The sequence below is a fragment of the Cytophaga sp. genome (genome assembly GCF_051961495.1).
In the GTDB taxonomy this organism is placed as follows: Bacteria; Bacteroidota; Bacteroidia; order Cytophagales; family Cytophagaceae; genus Cytophaga.
The window spans coordinates 1-3,539 of sequence record NZ_JBQCDF010000201.1 but is presented as its reverse complement, the minus strand read 5'-3'; the positions used below and the strand labels follow the sequence as shown (position 1 = coordinate 3,539).

Here is a 3,539-nt window from a genome sequence, read left to right as displayed (position 1 = left end):
CGGTCCAGTATTGTCCGAATTCGGAATACATGAACTGTCCGTTGGAGCTCTTCAGCGTACCTTCGTTCAGGTTATCATTGCTTTTCAGTGCAGACGGCGGTCCCCATGAACTGAGTAATACATCAATGTTTTCGTTCTCCTGCTTCGCCATTGTGTACAATTGATTGGTCGCGTCGAAGTGCGGATTGAACCAGTCAGTCTCCATCGTAGCCGGACTTTTAACCGCCGGATAGCCGGCAGGGTAGTACCAGTTTTTCAGACGTATGATGTCGGTGCCAAGATCTGAGAACAGCAAATCAGCAATCTCTGTTTTCTTCGGACTGCTGATAATGCGGTCGCAGTACCACGAGAGCGCGCCACCGAAACCTGTCATCTGCTGGTAGGAAGTACTTTTATCAATTGTCAGTGTAAGTGGCCCGCCGGCAGCCGGATCCACCACCTGCACATTGTCTATGTAATAGACGCCGCCGGCAGTGAGGTAATTGAACTTCAGCTGTTCTGCAGCTTCGGTAGGCGTAAAGGTCCATTCGTATTTCACCCAGTCGGTTGTGAGCGCATACGTCTTCTCCGCATAATAATTGGAATTGGTGCTTTGCATCACAGACTTGAGGGACGTTGGCGTACCGGCAGCCTTGGCATAAAAGCTCAGGGTGTAAGGCGTACCCGGAGTAGCGGTCCAGCCGCTGTGGATACTCTGTATACTCCAGGCGTTGCTGCCCAGCGTTGTCACATCTGTTTTCAGCGATGTGGTTCCGTCCACAGCATCTGTGGAAATAAAAGTATACGTCGCGCTTCCACCATCGCCGGCAAGGTTTGTCCAGTTCGTCGTCTGTTCAAAGGAGCCATTGGTGATCAGGTTTTGCGCATAGCTTGCATGCATGGCGAGATACACCGTGCATATCGTAAAAATTTTCTTTAACATATGGTTTGAGTTTAGTTCAGTAATTCAATATAAAAAATAGGGATGATACTTTATACGAAGTATTGAATATTAAATAGATGTTGTAACGCTGAAGGGCTCCATTCGGTTCTTGCGCTGGCGCAAGCATTCGCTTGTGCCATTTAAGTAGCTCATCGGAATTTGCAAATTTCCGATGAGCTACAAACTCCGACAAGAGCTATAAGAGTTACATTGCTAAGGCAGCTTTACAATCCTGAAAAAAAGTCATTTTTTGTCAGTCGTGAAATGACATTTTGTAAATCCGGTCCATAAAAATTCCGGCTTTTTTCAGACGGCACAGAGTTTGAAAAAAGTCGATCTGTAAGGCAACTGCCGCAGGCATATAAAAGCCCGGAACAGTATTTTGATTTAAGTATATTTTATACTGAGATTTTATAACGTGGCATCCATACTGGCATACATTACAACAGGAGACGATATTCTCAGGAGCATTGTCGGTATGCTGCTGAGTATCCTTTTTATTGGCTGGCTCTTAAGGCATTTCCGTCAGCCGTATTTCATTGCCTATATTATCGCGGGCGTATTGCTGGGGCCTAGCGGCATCATGCTTTTCAGCGATGTAGAGACCATTGCGCAGGTAGGCTCTCTGGGACTGATCATGCAATTGTTTTTTGCGGGTATTGAGATTGAAGTGCCGGCACTCATTAAAAACAGCAGAATACTTACGGCAGGCACAGCCGTTCAGCTCATCTTAAGCTTGTTCTTTGTCTGGCTGGTGGGTATGTACTTTGATTGGAATTCCGGCAGAATTGTGCTGTTTGGTTTCATCATCAGCATGAGCAGTTCAGCCATCCTGATTGAATACCTGAATACAAATAAAGAAATCCATACACGTCTCGGCACGCTCACAACGGGCATTCTGATCATCCAGGATTTTCTGATCGCGCCCATGATCATGATACTCAACTTCATCACGCAAAAGCAGGCTGATGTAAAGGCGCTGATCATCGGCAGCGGAGTCATGCTGCTCTTTATTGTTGTGATGCGGAAAATTGTACTCAGGAAAAAGATTCACCTGCCATGGATCAATAACCTGTCAGCAGACCATGAATTGCAATTGTTTATAGGCCTGTTAACCTGCTTTGGCTTCGCGTGGATCACCAGCCTGCTGAACCTGTCGGCTGCGCTCGGTGCCATGTTTGCGGGCATGATCCTTTCGCAGACGGGTTCAACGCAGTGGCTCGAAAAAAGCCTGTCGCCGTTTAAAATATTTTTCCTTTCCCTGTTTTTCTTTTCCATTGGCCTGCAGATCGATCTGGGTTTCATTGCCAGCCATGCGCTCATTATCCTGCTGCTTGTACTGGCCATCTTATTTATCAACAGCGTGATCAATACATTCGTGTTCCGTTTATTGAAAGAGACATGGAGAAACAGTGTGTATGCCGGCGCGCTGTTATCCCAGATCGGGGAGTTTAGTCTGATGTTGTGCACGGTAGCCAAGACGTTGAATATCGTAGATGATTTCTCTTTCCAGTTAACCCTGTCGGTTATCTCTTTAAGCATGCTGATGACATCCGGCTGGATCAGTATTATCCGTAAGTTCCTGTTCCGGGAACAACCGTAAGCAGCCGCTTCCACACAATCATTTGATGACTTTTGCTGGCGCAAGCATTCGCTTGTGCACTCCGCTTACAACCGGCTCTTCATCCTTATCAAAAAAATGATCGTACTTCCGGAGATTTGTAATCCCATCAGGCAAAGTCTTAATTTTGCACTTCCGAACTACTTCATCGGAGCTCTGAACTATTCCGTTGTAGTTATGTTCTAAGCCATTTCAATTCCTGTGTGGTGCGATTAAGAGTTTGCATGGCTGTTTGTGCGTCTGGTGCGTGTGTTATTTCAATTCCTGTGTGGTGCGATTAAGAGAAGGCATTGCAAAAGGTATAGTACAGTTTGCTGTTGAATTTCAATTCCTGTGTGGTGCGATTAAGAGTTGATTTCTTCACTGGCAGCATTCTATGACTTCTGTATTTCAATTCCTGTGTGGTGCGATTAAGAGTGTCGGTTCGCGCCTTTGCTATCCTTCTTCTGAATATTTCAATTCCTGCGTGGTGCGATTAAGAGTGGTACAGGTCACTTCAGCTCAACATATTCAACCGAATTTCAATTCCTGTGTGGTGCGATTAAGAGTTACATCGTCTGGCCGGCGCAACAACCGGCGGTTGAATTTCAATTCCTGTGTGGTGCGATTAAGAGTACATTGGCGCCCACGTAGCGCGCGTTTCATCATTGATTTCAATTCCTGTGTGGTGCGATTAAGAGATTGTCTAGTGAACCTATTGAATATAAAGATATTCAATTTCAATTCCTGTGTGGTGCGATTAAGAGTGGTTTATTCCGCCGTTTTTATCTGACAAATAAACAATTTCAATTCCTGTGTGGTGCGATTAAGAGCTGGTGAAGTGTTCTGGTTGGTAATATTGTAACATATTTCAATTCCTGTGTGGTGCGATTAAGAGTAACCTCAAAAACTCCAACAATAGCACAAGAACATTGATTTCAATTCCTGTGTGGTGCGATTAAGAGAGTAAACTCGGATGGCAGTGAAATGCCCGCTCCAAAATTTCAATTCCTGTGT

2 protein-coding genes and 1 CRISPR repeat array are annotated in these 3,539 nt (G+C 45.2%); of the genes, one reads left to right on the top strand and one right to left on the bottom strand.

The genetic code is table 11. The features are described from left to right. The coding region (locus tag ACTHJT_RS10780; protein WP_440238030.1) for a carbohydrate binding domain-containing protein at window positions 1-922 on the bottom strand (922 nt) is incomplete at its 3' end. Between the two features lie 418 nt (window positions 923-1,340). Between ACTHJT_RS10780 and ACTHJT_RS10775 the strand changes: the two genes are divergently transcribed. Continuing rightward, window positions 1,341-2,525, top strand: a complete 1,185-nt coding sequence (locus ACTHJT_RS10775; protein ID WP_440238029.1) for a cation:proton antiporter domain-containing protein — start codon at window positions 1,341-1,343, stop codon at window positions 2,523-2,525. A 207-nt stretch (window positions 2,526-2,732) separates the two neighbouring features. Next, window positions 2,733-3,487: a CRISPR direct-repeat array (repeat unit 30 nt; unit sequence ATTTCAATTCCTGTGTGGTGCGATTAAGAG). Window positions 3,488-3,539 lie beyond the last annotated feature (52 nt).